14 protein-coding genes are annotated in these 13,427 nt (G+C 54.9%); 2 read left to right on the top strand and 12 right to left on the bottom strand.

Annotated features, from left to right (window positions below; all coding sequences use genetic code 11):
• Positions 1–68 precede the first annotated feature (68 nt).
• The 8 genes from pstB to LF95_RS04315 form a co-directional block, all read right to left on the bottom strand.
• The gene (gene pstB / locus LF95_RS04350) at positions 69–878 is read right to left on the bottom strand and encodes a phosphate ABC transporter ATP-binding protein PstB (protein WP_073954837.1); all 810 of its coding nucleotides are present in this window, start codon (positions 876–878) and stop codon (positions 69–71) included.
• 8 nt (positions 879–886) lie between these two features.
• Positions 887–1,726, bottom strand: a complete 840-nt coding sequence (pstA, locus tag LF95_RS04345) for a phosphate ABC transporter permease PstA (protein WP_073954836.1) — start codon at positions 1,724–1,726, stop codon at positions 887–889.
• A gap of 84 nt (positions 1,727–1,810) precedes the next feature.
• Positions 1,811–2,749: a phosphate ABC transporter permease subunit PstC gene (pstC, locus tag LF95_RS04340; protein ID WP_256359938.1), complete on the bottom strand. Its 939-nt coding sequence runs from the start codon at positions 2,747–2,749 to the stop codon at positions 1,811–1,813.
• Between the two features lie 107 nt (positions 2,750–2,856).
• Positions 2,857–3,906 (bottom strand): phosphate ABC transporter substrate-binding protein PstS, encoded by a 1,050-nt coding sequence (gene pstS / locus LF95_RS04335; RefSeq protein WP_143181938.1) that lies wholly within the window; start codon positions 3,904–3,906, stop codon positions 2,857–2,859.
• A 444-nt stretch (positions 3,907–4,350) separates the two neighbouring features.
• Positions 4,351–5,316: a ubiquinone anaerobic biosynthesis protein UbiV gene (locus tag LF95_RS04330; RefSeq protein WP_252509653.1), complete on the bottom strand. Its 966-nt coding sequence runs from the start codon at positions 5,314–5,316 to the stop codon at positions 4,351–4,353.
• Entirely contained in the window at positions 5,313–6,290 is a 978-nt protein-coding gene (locus LF95_RS04325; RefSeq protein WP_073953838.1) for a ubiquinone anaerobic biosynthesis protein UbiU, read from the bottom strand. Before LF95_RS04325 ends, LF95_RS04330 begins: the two co-directional genes overlap by 4 nt.
• Complete coding sequence (locus LF95_RS04320) at positions 6,290–7,177, bottom strand: ubiquinone anaerobic biosynthesis accessory factor UbiT (RefSeq protein WP_073953837.1); 888 nt, start codon at positions 7,175–7,177, stop codon at positions 6,290–6,292. Before LF95_RS04320 ends, LF95_RS04325 begins: the two co-directional genes overlap by 1 nt.
• Before the next feature lie 134 nt (positions 7,178–7,311).
• Positions 7,312–8,181: a LysR family transcriptional regulator gene (locus LF95_RS04315; protein WP_083607500.1), complete on the bottom strand. Its 870-nt coding sequence runs from the start codon at positions 8,179–8,181 to the stop codon at positions 7,312–7,314.
• Between the two features lie 144 nt (positions 8,182–8,325).
• Here LF95_RS04315 and LF95_RS04310 point away from each other — a divergent pair, with 144 nt between their 5' ends.
• A complete protein-coding gene (locus tag LF95_RS04310) occupies positions 8,326–8,598 on the top strand; it encodes a hypothetical protein (RefSeq protein WP_073953835.1) in 273 nt (90 codons plus the stop codon).
• A 125-nt stretch (positions 8,599–8,723) separates the two neighbouring features.
• Here LF95_RS04310 and LF95_RS04305 read toward each other — a convergent pair whose 3' ends face one another.
• On the bottom strand, positions 8,724–9,266 hold the full coding sequence (locus tag LF95_RS04305; protein WP_083607499.1) for a P-loop nucleotide/nucleoside kinase family protein: 543 nt from the start codon (positions 9,264–9,266) through the stop codon (positions 8,724–8,726).
• Positions 9,267–9,619: 353 nt separating this feature from the next.
• Between LF95_RS04305 and LF95_RS04300 the strand changes: the two genes are divergently transcribed.
• Positions 9,620–9,877, top strand: a complete 258-nt coding sequence (locus tag LF95_RS04300) for a DUF4246 domain-containing protein (protein WP_143181937.1) — start codon at positions 9,620–9,622, stop codon at positions 9,875–9,877.
• 104 nt (positions 9,878–9,981) lie between these two features.
• Here the strand turns inward: LF95_RS04300 and LF95_RS04295 are convergent, their stop codons facing one another.
• From LF95_RS04295 to edd, 3 genes are read right to left on the bottom strand one after another with little or no spacing between them, the layout of a single operon-like run.
• Positions 9,982–10,638 (bottom strand): bifunctional 4-hydroxy-2-oxoglutarate aldolase/2-dehydro-3-deoxy-phosphogluconate aldolase, encoded by a 657-nt coding sequence (locus LF95_RS04295; RefSeq protein ID WP_073953833.1) that lies wholly within the window; start codon positions 10,636–10,638, stop codon positions 9,982–9,984.
• Between the two features lie 23 nt (positions 10,639–10,661).
• Entirely contained in the window at positions 10,662–11,600 is a 939-nt protein-coding gene (gene glk, locus LF95_RS04290; RefSeq protein ID WP_073953832.1) for a glucokinase, read from the bottom strand.
• On the bottom strand, positions 11,600–13,426 hold the full coding sequence (gene edd, locus LF95_RS04285) for a phosphogluconate dehydratase (RefSeq protein ID WP_073953831.1): 1,827 nt from the start codon (positions 13,424–13,426) through the stop codon (positions 11,600–11,602). The genes glk and edd overlap by 1 nt, the downstream gene beginning before the upstream one ends.
• Position 13,427: the final 1 nt, after the last annotated feature.

Genomic DNA, 13,427 nt, shown 5'->3' with positions numbered 1-13,427 from the left:
CCCAAAAAAACAGGCCCGAAACAACGGTTTCGGGCCTGTATCATATTTAGGCACGACGGCCAGAAACATCAGCCAAAACGACCGGTAATATAATCGCGGGTGCGGGTTTCACGCGGGTTGGTAAACAATTCGCGCGTCGGGCTGATTTCAACCAGATCCCCCAGATACATGAATGCGGTATAGTCCGACGTCCGGGCCGCCTGCTGCATATTGTGGGTGACAATGATGATGGTGTAATCAGACCGCAGTTCCGAAATCAGCTCCTCAATTTTCATCGTTGAAATCGGGTCCAGCGCCGATGCCGGTTCATCAAGCAACAAAACTTCGGGGTTCAGCACCACCGAACGGGCAATGCACAAACGCTGCTGCTGCCCACCGGAAAGCCCGTTACCACTGGCATGAAGTTTGTCTTTGACTTCATCCCACAGGGCCACCTTGCGCAGCCCCCATTCCACCCGTTCATCCATTTCGGATTTGCTGAGTTTTTCATACATCCGCACGGCAAAGGCGATGTTTTCGTAAATCGACATCGGGAATGGTGTCGGTTTTTGGAAAACCATGCCAACACGGGCGCGCAGATTGTTCAAATCCTTGCCCGATGCCAGAATGTTTTCCCCATCAAGCAGGATTTCGCCGGTTGCCGTCTGGTTGGGATAAAGTGAATAAATGCGGTTTAACGTGCGCAAAAGCGTCGATTTGCCACAGCCGGACGGGCCAATCAGCGCGGTGACACTGCGATCATGGAAATCCAGCGAGATCGAATTCAGTGTCTTGTTCTTGCCATAGTAAAAATCAAGATCGCGGACACTCAGCTTGATCGGGGTTGGTTCGGCAATCGGTGCGTGGGCAACAATATCATCGGAAAGAGCCTGAAACATGCTCATGATTAACCTTTCATCCGGCTTTTGGCGGCCAGCAAAGTCCGTGCGGCAATGGTAAGGCCCAACACGGCAAGAGTAATAAGCAATGCCCCCGCCCAGGCGAGCGACCGCCAGTCGTCATAGGGGCTCATGGCGAAGTTGAAAATCACCACCGGCAGGTTTGCCATTGGTTGATTCATATTCGCGCTCCAGAACTGGTTATTGAGCGAGGTAAACAGCAACGGTGCCGTTTCGCCGCTAATACGCGCCACCGCCAGCAAGGCACCGGTCAACAAACCCGGCCCGGCCGCACGGTAAGAAACCTGCAAAATGACCCGCCAGCGCGGAATGCCCAAGGCAGCTGCGGCTTCACGCAAACTGTCGGGCACCAGCAGCAACATGTCTTCGGAGGTTCGCACCACAACCGGCAGCGCGATAACCGCCAGGGCAATGGCCCCGGCATAGCCCGAAAAATGCCCCATCGGCACAACAACCAGTTCATAAACGAACAGACCAATCAGAATGGAGGGAGCCGAGAGCAAAATGTCGTTAATGAAACGCACCAAAGCCGATATTTTTGCATAGCGGCCATATTCCGCCAGATAGGTCCCGACGAACAGACCAACAGGAATGCCCAAAAGGGTCGCAATGCCAACCATCATCAAAGACCCGACAATGGCATTTAACAACCCGCCGTCTGATCCGGGCGGCGGAGTCATTTCGGTAAAAAGTTTTAGCGAAACCGCGGAAAACCCTTCGCCAAACAGGGACCATAAAATCCAGGCCAGCATGGCAACGCCCAATGCCGTGACCAGATGCGCCATTGTCATATGGAACATCGAAACAAGGCGACGGCGCATATACATGCGGCGCTGATAAGGGGTGGAAACCTGACGTTCGGTCGTTGGTTTGACCGGTATTTGAACTGACATATCCTGTCCTTTCCCGGCCTAGTGGCCTGCCTGTTTTTTCAAACGCAGCAAAAACAGCCGCGCAACTGCCAGCACGATGAAGGTAATGACAAACAGGGTCAGCCCCAGTGTCACCAGTGCCGATGTGTGCAGCTTGGAATCCGCTTCGACAAATTCATTGGCAATCGAGGATGAAATGGTCGCCCCCGGCCCCATGATGGAGGCCGAAAGCCGGTGCGAATTACCGATCACAAAGGTCACCGCCATCGTTTCGCCCAGCGCACGGCCCAGCCCCAGCATGACCGCCCCCACCGTGCCCGCACGGCAATAAGGCAGCACAATGCGATACACGACTTCCCAGCGCGTGCAACCCAGCCCATAGGCCGATTCCTTAAGCACGGCGGGAACCGTGGTAAAGACATCGCGCATCATCGCACTGATGAACGGAACGATCATGATGGCCAGAATGATGCTGGCGGTAAAAATACCAATGCCCATTGGCGGGCTGGCAAAAAGCGGGCCAATCACGGGAATTGGCGCCAGGTTGGCCATCGTCCAGCGTTGCAGGGCGGCACCAAAAGTCGGGGCAAAAACAAACAGCCCCCACATCCCGTAAATGATACTGGGAATGGCGGCGAGCAACTCAATCGCCATTCCAACCGGCCGCGCGATCCAGGCCGGTGAAAGTTCGGTCAGAAAAATCGCAATGCCAAAACTTACCGGAACGCCGATCAAAAGGGCGATGATGGCCGTGATCAATGTCTGGATGATGGCCGGAAGCGCGCCATAGACATCCGTGACCGGGTTCCAGTCGGAACTGATGAAAAACGACAATCCCTGATTTTGCAAAACCGGGATACTGCCCATCACCAGAAAGGCCAGAATGGCGACCAGCAAGAGCAGTACGAACATTGACAGTCCGAATGTCAGATTATGGAAACCACGATCAAATGCCGGTCTGAACTGTTTTACGGACACCGCAATAAACCTGTTTTCTAGGGAAAAATATAACGACCTTTAAAACACCAAAGCCCGCCGCCGAGATCGTTCGGCGGCGGGTTGGTCAGGTAAGTTATGCAGCAAACTTACCAGATCTTTTTGCCATTGCTGCCTTTGACGTCGGCAGACCAGGTTTTTTCAACCATATCGACGACGTTTTCCGGCATGGCGACATAGTCAAGCTTGTCGGCAATTTCGCCACCGTTTTTGAAGGACCAGTCAAAGAAATTCAGGACTTCTTTGGCGGTTTCCGGCTTTTCCTGGGATTTGTGAACCAGGATGAAAGAAGCCGCGGTGATCGGCCAGCTTTTGGCACCCGGCTGGTTGCCAAGGATCAGGTAGTAACCCGGCGCATGGGCCCAGTCTGCATTGGCAGCGGCAGCAGCAAACGAGGCAGCGGTCGGAGAAACGAACTCGCCATCCTTGTTTTTCATCTGGGTGTAGGCAAGGTTGTTTTGCAGGGCGTAGGCATATTCAACATAACCGATCGAACCGTCGATCTGTTTGGTGTAGGAAGCAACACCTTCGTTGCCCTTGCCACCAACACCGACCGGCCACTGAACCGATTTGTTGACACCAATGTTTTTCTTCCATTCCGGGCTGACAGCAGCCAGGTAGTTGGTGAAGTTAAAGGTGGTGCCTGAACCATCCGAACGCTCAACAACCGAAATGGCTTCTGACGGCAGTTTCAGGTCCGGGTTAAGATCGGTGATCTGCTTGTCGTCCCACTTGGTGATTTTGCCAAGATAGATGTCGGCAAGAACCGGGCCGGTCAGCTTAACATCGCCGCCCTTGATGCCTTTGATGTTCACGACAGGAACAACACCGCCCATGATCATCGGCCACTGAACCAGGCCTGCCTTGTCGAGTTCTTCTTTGGTCAGCGGTGCGTCAGATGCACCGAAATCAACGGTTTTAGCTTTAATCTGCTTGATCCCGCCGCCCGAGCCGATCGACTGGTAGTTCATCTTGACACCGGTTTTTGCTTCATAGGCTTCGGCCCATTTTGCATAAACCGGATAAGGGAAGGTAGCACCGGCACCGGAAATTTCGGTGGCCTGCGCCGAAGCAAATACACCGGCAGCCATCAAAAGAGCAGCACCACCCAGGATGCCTTTCTTAAAAGTCGTCAGCATGAGGTTCTCCCAATCACCATAGCGGCAAAATCAAAAAATCAGTGAAATTTGACTGTCGGCAGAATACCGCCACCAAACTTCTGAAATGAATTTTCGCCCCGGCTCGCTGTAAACCGTTGCGATGGCGCAGAACCTACACCCGGATTTTTCGATTTTTTCCTACAGTTTTGTGAAATCGTTCACACTACGGGGAACCTTTTATGTGAAACACAACCCGTAACAGGTCGGCCCCACATCGCCACCAGAGATGAAAAACTGACCAACCAAGATATAAAAAATTTTAAAAACAAATAGTTACGAGCCTTTGCGCAACAATCGGCATTTTCGCCAAAAGAAAACCCGTCAATGTGAAACAGATCACAATGACGGGTTGTAGCGGGTTGTGTTTTGTAAAATTTTAAGGTCGGAAATACGTATTTCAGGCCATTTACACGAAAGACAGACTTATTCGGGCTGAGGCTGCCCCGGAATCCGATACAGATCGGCCCCCGGGATGGCATGCAAAAACCCGTTGGCAAGGGTAATATCCCCGGCAATATCCAAAACGGCCTCGCGGGCCTCCTCTGGCCCGATATGCCCGCCCAACAACTGGCGATAAACCGTGGCAATCGCCACCATATCGCAGCGATGGGGTGACAGGCGGAACAGGTTAATGCCAGCCTGGCGCAAATCCGCCATTTCGGCAGACAATTCCAGATAGGTCCCCGACAGGGTTTGCAGGCCGTTAACCGCCAGGAAAGGCGCACCATCCAGGGTATCGACATTCATGCCATCGGGTGTATCACCACACACATAACGGCAGCCATCCTTATGCAGGCCATTGGCGCGCGCCGAATAACACCGTGCTGAAATCGCCAGCGGCACCCGGCCAAAAACCTGCATTTCCATTTCAACATCGCGCGCAGCGGCACACAGGCTGGCAATCGAGGATTCGGGCAATTCCCACGGCAGGGAAATGCGGGTTGCCCCGCGTTCGATCATATAACGAAGCGTCCCTTCATTATAAATATTCACATAAGGCCCAACCATATGCGGCCGCCCAGCCAGCACACCAATGGCGGAAAAATCGTTGGCCTCGATCAGCATATCGGGCATTTCCGCCAGATCCCGAATAATACCGACCTCGCGGTCGCCCATCACCAGGGCCAGTGTGGAATAAACCACCTGCTTGCCTGCCCGTTGCAGCCTTTCAATCACATCGGGCCATTCGCGGTCGAAAAACGGCATGCGTTTGGCACATACAACTTCGCCAACATGCACCACATCGACATCGGCTTCATCCGCGATGCGGGCATAAAAATCGCGCAGATAGTCGGCCTGCCAGTGAAACAGAACCGGCCCCATCACCAGCCGTGCAGCAGATGGGGCGTCGGAAACGGATGACGGCATTTTGTTGACAGACATGCTCATTGCCAGTTCCTCCGATAGGCCCCGGTGGTGTCGCTTTGGCCTTCGGTCATATGGGAAAGCCGGCTGGTGGTTGCGCCGTGCCCTGCAGCAATCTGGTCTAACGCACGCCGAAAACTGCCCACAACCTGCGAGATATAGGCCTTGCCACGCTGGCGGCCTTCAATTTTAAGGGCGGTCACACCGGCGGCCTCAAGTTCGGGCAACATGCTGGTAACATCCAGGCTGGTGGGTTCCTCGAAAAGATATCCCGCCTTGCCCATTGCGCGAAAACGCCCCTTGCACAAGGTGGGATAGCCCACCGTTTCCGAGGCCCCATAAACATTGATGGTAAAATCGCCCAACCGGGAAACAGTCGCATCACCGCGTTCTTCGTAATGCACATGATGGGCCGGAGAACACACCCCGTTCATATTCGGGCTCTCCCCTGTGGCATAAGACGACAGCGAACACCGCCCTTCGGCCATGACGCACATGCCGCCAAAGGCAAAGACCTCGGTTTCAACACCAATTTGCCGATTCAGATTGGCGATTTCATCGAGCGACAAAACACGCGGCAACACCACACGTCGCACGCCAAATTCCCGATGATAAAAACGGATTGCCTCGACATTCGAGGCTGATGCCTGCACCGACAGATGCAACCGCGCATTCGGGTGACGGTCACGGGTATAACGCAACAGGCCGATATCGGCCAAAATGATGGCATCCACCCCAATTGCAACCGCATCATCCACCGCCTTGTGCCACAAGGCTTCTTTACCCGCCGTCGGATAGGTATTGCACGCCAGATAAACATGTGTGCCCCGCGCATGGGCAAATTCGGTTTCGGTCGCAAGTTCGGCACGGGAAAAATTCAGGCCGGGAAAGTTCCGGGCATTGGTTTCGTCACGAAAACCGCAATAAACCACATCGGCCCCGGCCTCTACGGCAGCACGGAAACTGGCTGGCGTACCCGCCGGACAAACAAGTTCCATTATAAGGCTCCTCCGCTCTTTTGAGGGGTATCCGTTTCGGGCAGGGAAAAATCATCTTTGGTGGAATTGGCATAATCAGCCGCCCGGAACGTTTTTCCTTCGGCGACCGCGCCAACGGATGCGTTACCCGCATCGGGTGTTACAGGCCCCCGTGCACGCGCGGGTTGACGACGACGTATTTGCGATTCGGCACTGGCAAGGCGCAGCGAAAGGTCCTCAACCCTGTCGGCAAGTCCGGCCTGTTTTTTATCGGATGTGCCCGCAAAGGCATCGGTAAAGCGTGCCATATCGCGATCCAGGCGATGATAGCCGCGCTCCGCCACCTTCAGGGCACGGCGGGCCACCGGCCCCAACATGCCAAAACTTTCAACAACCGCCTGGCGTATATCAATATTTTCGCCATCCAGCGCATTGCGCAGGGCAACGACAATGTCGGTACGGCCCTCGATTTTCAATGTGCGGGAAAAAAACAGCGCATCCCCGTCCGATGTGCCTTCCAGCAACTGCAAAAGCGCGGGCAACGGACCAATGATGGTGGCCTGGGCCGCCTTGCGATCCGCCACAGTGGCCCGACGCAACACCGATTTCACCGGATCAAGACGCAAATAAAGGTCCATGCCCAAATCCAGCGGCGAAACCACAATGCCAATGCCCGCCTCATGGGCATCCTGTTGCGAAACCGTCGCCTCGCCCCTGTCTTTTACAGGCGCATCATTCCGTCCGCCCTTTTGCGTGGCGGGGCCAAAACGGTCAAACACGGCAACATGGCGCGACTGCATGGTGGCAATCGCATGGGCCAAAACACGGTCGATCAGCCAGCCGGGCACCGCCGCGACGACCGGGCCTAACAACAGAAACGGCGTAAAAGCCGGACGCGCAACAGACAACGGATTTTCTCCGGTTAAGATGAGAACCGGCACATCGTAAATCCGCACCTGCCCAATGCGTTGACTTCCATCAAATCATTGAAAAATATGATTTTTTATTATTTTAATTAAAGCCGCATCTTGCAGAATTGACATCAAAGCTGGAATTCTTCAGCAATCTCGCGCGCCGCCTCGATCAGGGCATTCATCACCAGACGCACTCGTGGGGAGCGTCGCATATCCGGATGAACCACCAACCAGATCGGTTCGCGGCTTTCGCCTTTTTCGTCTTCACGGATCAGGGTCAGGCGACGATCACTATCCCCCAAATAGCGTGGCAACACCCCAACCCCCAGCCCGGCAGCTACAAATGCCTGAACCGATGCCGTATCGTTGGCACGCAAACGACATAACACATCACGTCCCAAAAGCCGCCTGACCCAATCTGCCTTTGCCAGACCGTAAGATGTATCGTCATAACCGCATAATTCCCACGATTCCTCGGGAATATTGGCAACATAATCGTGTGCGCCATACAGGCCCACGCCAACCTCTGCCAATTTTTGGGCAATCAACCCCGGTTCGGTGGGCGTAACCATGCGTACCGCAATATCGGCCTCGCGCCGGGCAAGGTTTGCCACATGAGAGGACCCGATCAATTCAAATTCCAGGCCCTGATGTTCAGCCAGCAACGCGGCCAAACGCGGGGCAAACAAAATGCGCCCCGCCACCGGCGGCACGGAAATACGCACAACACCCCTGGCGATCTCACTGCTATTTGCCATACGTTCAAAGGCCAGGGCATCTTCTTCAACCCGTTCGGCCAGAGGCACAAGCTGCTGCCCATCCGGTGTCAGCCGCCAACCTGCCGGCATCCGGTCAAACAGTTTGGTTCCGACAGCCTGTTCCAGGGCTTCGACCCGGCGGGCAACGGTTGTGTGCTCCTTGCGTAAACGCCGGGCCGCCCCCGACAGGGTTCCTTCCTGGGCCAAAACCAGAAAAAACCTCAAATCGTCCCAGTTCACAACACGTCCTCCTGACATTTCGGTGTGCATTTTTGCACATGAACTATGCAAAACATACAAATTTCCGGGTGATTTTGCATATGCCAGTATGCGTCCGATTCGATTGGTTATTCCACCCACCGCTTATGCCGCAAGAGGCTTCATATGGCACATTTCAACAGCCCCACACTTGAGCCCGGCTTTATCAAACCTGCACCGCTGCGCATTTTGGCGCGCCTGCGCGATCTTGGTACACGGGTACAACAACTGGCCACAACCGTCCTGCGCTGGTATCAGGGCCAGGTTTTAATGGCCGATCTCAGCGACCATTTGCTGCGCGATGGTGGACTGGAACGGGACCATAATGGCATGCACGGCGTTATTCACCGCCGCCTGCCCGAAACCGGCCATTTCCTGGGGCGTGCGTCGCGGTCTTAAAATCGTACGCGATTCCAAAATCGCCTGTCCTATGGCCTTCCGGTGATGCCTGTAATCACCGGAAGGTCATAACAAAGCAGGATTATGATAAGAACCCCCAGACATCTGCGGCACGATCGATACGGTTAATCCGGCCCATAACGCACGACATGGAAATTTTCATCGGGCTGCGGCGGCACGAAATAGGCCGTGATTTGCTCAAACTGCGCATCGGATGCCGAAAATTCATGACTTTGCGCCTGATTGCGTAACCGCAGGCGTTGCTTGCAGCTTTCATCTGCGACATCCAAAAAATGCAAAACATGCGCCGCCTCGGCACAGGTAAAAATCTCGCGCATCCAGTGGCGCAATTCCGGCGTGTTGGCGGGAAAATCCAGAACAACCGATAATCCCTGTTTCAACAGCCCGGCAACATGCGGCGCCATGACGTCGCGCAACCGATGCGAATAACGCACATAATCGGCAACGGATGCCATTTCCGCCCCGAATAATCCTGCCAGCCAAAAATCTTCACTGATCAAAATTGTCGACGGGTTTTGCGATAATGTTGCGGCCAATGTCGATTTGCCCGACGCGATCTTGCCACACAGCATATGCAGGGTTGGCCCGGTTGATGAGGGTGTTTCTGTTACCAATGGATGCTGATGGGAATTTTTCGAGGAAGTCATAAAAGGTCTCCGTATCAGGTGAAAGGAACACCGGGAGACAGAATGACAAAACCCGCCTCACCGGCGGGTTTGGGCACAACAAATACCGATCCTACCCCGCCATTCGTGAAATGGCGGTAATAATGAGACCGGTAAAAACGTGCGATTTATGTTTCATGTTCAAAAAATAGCAACACCAGAAAACACTGCCCATCCCCATCATGACAAAACAAACAGGCATCTTTCATGCAAAATGATAACGCCAAAAGACCTGTGCAAAAATAAACATCAAATTTGCAAAAACTGCCAATTTCCGGGCTATTTTGCATATGGCACATTCCGGGCATCGCAACGATGAACTCATGGAGGGCAAAATGTCCACACTGCCAGTCACCCATCTTGACCGCATCGTCATGAACACAACGCCCGTGCCGCACGGAGCGATGATTAAAAAGATGCGTCAGCTTTTTGTCAACCGCATGGTCCGCGCCCGTCTGGCACGCAGCCAGCGTCAACTGGTCGATCAACTTGGCGATGCCCAGCTGTACGATGTTGGCCTGGAACGTGTTTTTGATGGCAAAAACTGGAAACTTCAAATGATCGGTTCTGAAACGACACAAGGTCGTCGTTAATGTTACCATCACGCAAGCGATGCTAAAACGGCCCCGAAACACCACTGTTCGGGGCCGTTTTTATATCTGTAACACCAGCGCAGAGCATGGTGCAAAAACCCCAATCAGGCCTGCATCACACCAGAGCGCAAGGCAGCAACCTTATCGGTGGCTTCCTGCGCCAATTTGGTGATTTTCGCCCAGTCGCCCGCCTTGACAGCATCCTTGGGCGCGACCCAGGACCCACCAACGGTAATAATATTGGGCAACGCAATATAATCGGCCAGATTAGCCAGCGACACACCGCCCGTCGGGCAGAATTTCACCTGCGACAGCGGCCCGCCCAGTGCTTTGAGCATCGAAACACCACCCTGCTGTTCAGCCGGGAAGAATTTCAAAATGTCATAACCATGATCCAGCAGGTTCATCACTTCCGACGGCGTACCAGCACCGGGCAAAAGCGGAACATCGCTATCCTTGGCTGCCGCAAGCAACCCCGCGCTATGGCCCGGCGAAACGGCAAAGGCGCAGTTAATTTCAGCCATGCGTTCCATCTGCTTGGCATTAATCACGGTACCAGCACCGGTAATGGCATCGGGCACTTCGGCAATAATACGCTGAATGCTTTCTTCCGCCGCGGCGGAACGCAGGGTGATTTCCAGAACCTTCAGACCACCGGCCACCAGTGCCTTTGCCAGCGGCACGGCATCATTGGCATCTTCGATAACCAGCACCGGAACAACCGGGGCCTGAGAGAGAATTTCGCGTGAAGACAAGGCCATTTTTCGTTTCTCCTGTTTGCCGGTTAAGCACTTAAAATCTTGGCACAACCCAGCAGAGCCGGATATTGCGCCGTCATCAGGCGCACCGGCACATCATTCATTAATTCGCGGAACCGCCCCTTGGCGATCATGCGTTCTTTCAGACCACTTTGCTTCATAAAGTCGGCAATACGCGGGCCAATGCCCCCGCCAATAAAAACACCATCAAACGCACCGAGCGTTAACACCAGGTCCCCGGCAACACCGCCCAAAAACAGGCAAAAACGATCCAGCACCGAAAGGCATAATGGATCTTTGCCCACCAGCGCACCCTCTACGACTTCGGCGGCGGTTTTGGGGGTCACATCCTGCCCGTTAATCGCGCCCAGCGCACGATAGAGGTTTTCAATCCCCATGCCTGATAAAATACGTTCCGCCGAAACACGGCCAAGTTCAGCAGTCAGGAATTTGACAATTTCAAAATCCAGGTCATCCACTGCCGGAAGCGACACATGCCCGCCTTCGCCCTGCACGGGTATCCAGTGCCCGTCATGGGGCAGAAGGCCCGAAACACCAAGCCCGGTGCCCGCCCCGATCACGGCAAGGGGTTGCCCCGGCCGCCCCGGTCCGTCAAACAGCGTGATCAAATCATCGCTGCCCAGAAACGGCACCGACATGGCAAGACCGGTAAAGTCATTGACCACCACCAGCCGGTCCAGCCCAAATTCCGCCGTTAAGGCCGTTTTCGAGAAAACCCAGGGGTTGTTGGTAAATTTGATTTGGTCCGCCATTGCCGGGCAGGCCACCGCCACGGCAAATTCGCGCGGTGCGGGCCCATCGGTCCGGGCGACAAAATCACGAATGGCACTGCCGATATCGGGATAATCGCGCACGGCCAATGTTAACGGTGCGTGCGGATTACCATTGTCATCCAGCCAGGCAAAACGGGCGTTTGTCCCGCCAATATCCCCGACCAGCCGCATTATTCGTTCCCTCCGGGCAGAACCGCACTGGCCCCCATTTCGGCCAGCCCCACATTATCGCGGAACACACCAAACATTTCGCGGCCAAAGCCGGTTTGATGATCGGCCTTGTTGGTAAACAGGGCGAAGTCGCGTTTTGCCAGTTCCTCGTCGGATACCAGCAATTGCAATTCGCCAGTTTCGGCATCCAGACGCACCATATCGCCATCCTGCACCTTGGCGATCATGCCGTTCATCATGCCTTCGGGCGTAACGTGAATGGCGGCAGGCACCTTGCCCGATGCACCAGACATACGACCATCCGTCACCAATGCGACCTTATACCCCAGATCCTGCAGAACCCCCAAAGGCGGGGTCAGTTTGTGCAGTTCGGGCATGCCATTGGCGCGCGGCCCCTGGAAGCGCACAACACACACGACATCGCGATGCAGTTTGCCATCCTTGAAGGCCTGCATCATGTCATCCTGCGAGGTGAAGACCGCTGCCGGGGCTTCGATCACGCGGTTGGCGGGTTTTACCGCCGACACCTTGATCACGGCACGGCCAATATTACCCTTGAGCATCCGCAGGCCACCATCGGCACTGAATGCCTTTTCTGCCGGACGCAAAATTTCCTCGTCATGGCTGTCTTTCGGGGCATCGCGCCAAACCAGCTTGCCTTCTTCAAGGTGCGGTTCGGTGCCAAAGGCCGCCATACCGCCCGAAACAATGGTTTCAACTTCATGATGCAACAGGCCATGTGCCAAAAGGTTGCTAATCACAAAGCCCATGCCGCCAGCGGCGTGGAAATGGTTCACGTCAGCCTGACCATTCGGATAAACCCGGCAGAGAAGCGGGATGATGCGCGACAGATCGTCAAAATCTTCCCAGCGCAGTTCGATCCCGGCGGCACGGGCCATTGCGGGCAAATGCAGGGTGTGGTTGGTAGAACCACCCGTTGCCAACAGGCCAATAATGCCGTTCACAAAGGCCTTTTCATCCAGGATTTTGCCAATCGGCCGGTAATCGTTGCCAAGGCGGGTAATTTGCAGGGCACGACGGGCCGATTCCTCGGTCAGGGCATCGCGCAAATCCGTACCCGGATTAACAAATGCCGCACCGGGCAAATGCAGCCCCATAATTTCCATCAACATCTGGTTGGAATTGGCCGTGCCATAGAACGTACAGGTACCCGGGCTGTGATAGGAGGCCACCTCGGCTTCCAGCAATTCCTTGCGACCAACCTTGCCCTGGGCATAAAGCTGGCGGACACGCGCCTTTTCATCATTCGGCAGGCCCGATGGCATGGGACCAGCGGGCACGAATACCGCCGGAATATGCCCGTATGTCAGCGCGCCCATCACCAGACCGGGGACGATTTTATCGCACACACCCAAATAAAGGGCGGCATCAAACGTGTCATGCGACAGCGACACCGCTGTGGACATGGCAATCACATCGCGTGAAAACAGCGACAGCTCCATGCCCGGACGGCCCTGGGTAACACCGTCACACATGGCGGGCACACCACCGGCAACCTGTGCGGTTGCACCGGCGTCAAAGGCGGCTTTTTTAATGCGATCCGGGTATGTGCCCAACGGCTGATGCGCCGAAAGCATGTCGTTGTAGGCCGTGACAATGCCCAGATTGGCGGCATTTTCGTGATTAATGCGATCCTTTTCCGTACCAAGGCACCCGGCCGAGGCATGGGCCAGATTGCCACAAGACAGTTTGGAACGGTGCGGACGGTCACTTGCGGCAGCTTCGATGCGCGCCAGATAGGCTTCGCGCGTCGGTTTCGAGCGTTCAACAATCCGCTGGGTAACGATTTCTATTTCACGTTTCATG

The organism is Thalassospira sp. TSL5-1 (assembly GCF_001907695.1).
GTDB lineage: Bacteria > Pseudomonadota > Alphaproteobacteria > Rhodospirillales > Thalassospiraceae > Thalassospira.
The sequence above is the reverse complement of the archived record's forward strand: the minus strand, read 5'-3'. Positions and strand labels throughout refer to the sequence as shown.